The organism is Hymenobacter agri (assembly GCF_054778495.1).
Genome location: NZ_BAAGZM010000569.1, coordinates 1 through 2,778, shown reverse-complemented (window position 1 = coordinate 2,778; position 2,778 = coordinate 1). Strand labels below are relative to the sequence as shown.

Below are 2,778 nucleotides of genomic sequence, written 5' to 3'. Positions count from 1 at the left end.
CGCCGCGCTCTTGGCTCCAGCGCCGCGTGCTCGACCCCCTGCTCGACCAGCTCAAGGCCGGGCTGGCTCCTGGGCAGCTGGCTCTCACCGTGGGCCTGGGCGTCGCTATTGGCCTCATTCCCGCCTTCGGCCTCACCACGCTGCTAAGCGCCGCCGTGGCCCTGCGGCTGCGCCTGAACGTGGCCATTATGCAGCTGGCCACGCACCTGATGACGTTTTTCCAGCTGGCGCTGCTGATTCCGCTGCTGCGCGCTGGCGCCGGCCTCATGGGGCAGGGCGATAAGGTGGCCGGCCTCAACGTGGCCCGCCTGCGTCAGCTTATCGACCGCGAGGGGTGGGAAGCGGTGGGTAAGCTGCTGTGGCGCGCCGAGCTGGGTGCGCTACTGCTGTGGGCCGCCGGCGGGGCTGTGCTGGTGGGCCTGCTCTACGTAGTGCTGAAGCCGATATTTGCCAGCATCGTAGCCCGGCAGGGAGGAGTTAAGAGTGAGGAGTTAAGCGTTGAATCATTGGATACTGCTGATTCAACGCTTGACGCTTAACTACGTCAAAACGCCAGTAGCGCCGCTGCCTGCTCGCGTAGCAGCTGGCGCGACAGTTCCTGGCTGAGGCCCAGCTCGGGGTGCAGGTCTTTGTTGATAAAGGGCAGGCGCACGCGCTGGGGCAGCACGGCGGTGCCCAGATACATCAGCACGTCGGTGAGGTGCGTCATGGCTAGCAGGCCACCCTGGCCGCCGCTGCTCAGGCCTACTAGCGCCGCTTTTTTGCCCCGAATGCCGCCCGGGTAAGCCAGCCCGTCGATGAAGGCCTTGAGAACCCCCGGAAAAGAGGCATTGTATTCGGGTACCACAATCACCAGTTTTTCGCTGGCATCGAGCAGGCCGGCCAGGCGGTTGAAGCCCGCGTGGGTGCCCGTCTGGGCGTAGAGGGCCGTGGCAGTGAAGTCGGCGGGTAGCTCGGCAAGGTCCAGCAGCTGGCTTGCGGCTCCCAGCTCCGCCAGAATGGTGCGGTAGTAGTCGGCTACGTGGCGGGCCCGGGAGGCTGGGCGGTTGGTACCGGAAATGATGGTAATCAAAGCAGATGAAATGACGGCGGAGGTTTAGGTACTAACCTGCTTCCTGCGGCAGAGGTTGCGCCGCATGGGCGGCGGGCGGCAGCATTTGCGCTGCAATATGGCCGGTAGCAGGGGCGAAGGCGGCGCAGCTCTTCTTTTTTGCCCCACCTTTGTACCGCAATTTGCTCACCCTCCCATTCGCCAACCCGCCAACTACATGACTGCTTCCCTGAAAACCGTTACCCTCGACAGCAAGCACCGCGAACTCGGCGCCAAAATGGTGCCCTTTGCCGGCTACGACATGCCGGTGCGCTATTCGTCGGACCTCGACGAGCACCATACCGTGCGCCGCGCCGTGGGCATGTTCGACGTGTCGCACATGGGCGAGTTTCGCCTGCGCGGCCCGCACGCCCTCGACCTCATTCAGCGCGTGACCAGCAACGACGCCAGCAAGCTCGCCGACGGCAAGGCCCAGTATTCGTGCCTGCCCAACCACGACGGCGGCATCGTAGACGACCTGCTGGTGTACAAGCTGGCCGACGAGGACTACCTGCTGGTGGTGAATGCCTCCAACATCGAGAAAGACTGGAATTGGATTCAGCACCACAACACGCAGGGCGTGGAAATGGAGGACATCTCGGACCGTACCAGCCTGTTTGCCGTGCAGGGCCCGAAGGCCATTGCCGCGCTGCAGTCGCTCACGGATGTAGACCTGAGCAGCATTCCGTACTACTCCTTCGTGCAGGGCACCTTCGCTGGCGCGCCCGACGTCATTATCTCGGCCACTGGCTACACCGGCGCGGGCGGGTTTGAGCTATACATCCCGAACGAAAGCGCCGCCATGGTGTGGGATAAAATCATGCTCGCCGGCCAGCCCTACGGCATCAAGCCCATTGGCCTGGGCGCGCGCGACACGCTCCGTCTCGAAATGGGCTACTGCCTCTACGGCAACGACATCGACGACACTACCTCGCCCCTCGAAGCCGGCTTGGGCTGGATTACCAAGTTCACCAAAGACTTCACCAACTCGGCCAATCTGAAGGCGCAAAAGGAGGCTGGCGTGAGCAAAAAGCTGGTGGGCTTCGTGATGGACGGCCCCGGCATTCCGCGCGGCCACTACGAGCTGGTCGATGCCGCCGGCCAGAAAATCGGTGATGTCACGAGCGGCACGCAGTCGCCCTCGCTCAGCAAGGGCATCGGCCTGGGCTACGTGAAAACGGAACTGGCCACCCCCGGCACCCAGATTTTCGTGCAGGTGCGCGGCAAGAACTTGCCCGCCACCGTAAGCAAGCTCCCGCTGACGAAAGGCACCGAGGAATAGAACCGTAGCGCGAGCTTTGGAGTTCGCGCGCCGTGCGGTGAATGCGGCACCCCGCTACCCAGCGTGGTGCCGCATTTTTTTTACGCTTTTACATCAACCCATTCTCGCCGCCAAGCGGCGCCGCGAAAGGCTATTTCGCGGTATTCGTGCTATGCCTACACTAGATATTTGTTATTCGCCCGAGTTGCTGCCGCTGTACGACCTGCACGGCCAGGTCGCGGTTATTGTTGACATTCTGCGGGCGTCGAGCACTATCGTCACCGCCCTGGGCGAGGGCATGACGCACGTTTTTCCGGTCGCTTCCCTCGACGAGTGCACGGCCTACGGCCGGCAGCACGGCTGCCTCACCGCCGCCGAGCGCGACGGCCTGCCCGCCCCGGGCTTCGACCTGGGCAACTCACCCTTC

Annotated in this window: 4 protein-coding genes; 3 read left to right on the top strand and 1 reads right to left on the bottom strand. The window is 63.5% G+C overall.

Annotation, left to right across the window (positions count from 1 at the left end; translation table 11 throughout):
* Positions 1 to 539: DUF2062 domain-containing protein (locus ACYVDE_RS19495; RefSeq protein ID WP_460503208.1), on the top strand; the 539-nt coding region annotated here is incomplete at its 5' end.
* Positions 540 to 544: 5 nt separating this feature from the next.
* On the opposite strand, the gene ACYVDE_RS19490 is transcribed toward ACYVDE_RS19495, so the two are convergent.
* On the bottom strand, positions 545 to 1,072 hold the full coding sequence (locus tag ACYVDE_RS19490; protein WP_460503207.1) for an NADPH-dependent FMN reductase: 528 nt from the start codon (positions 1,070 to 1,072) through the stop codon (positions 545 to 547).
* 196 nt (positions 1,073 to 1,268) lie between these two features.
* Between ACYVDE_RS19490 and gcvT the strand changes: the two genes are divergently transcribed.
* Both gcvT and ACYVDE_RS19480 read left to right on the top strand, forming a co-directional pair.
* Complete coding sequence (gene gcvT / locus ACYVDE_RS19485) at positions 1,269 to 2,372, top strand: glycine cleavage system aminomethyltransferase GcvT (RefSeq protein ID WP_460503206.1); 1,104 nt, start codon at positions 1,269 to 1,271, stop codon at positions 2,370 to 2,372.
* Between the two features lie 151 nt (positions 2,373 to 2,523).
* On the top strand, positions 2,524 to 2,778 hold a 255-nt coding region (locus tag ACYVDE_RS19480), incomplete at its 3' end, for a 2-phosphosulfolactate phosphatase (RefSeq protein WP_460503205.1).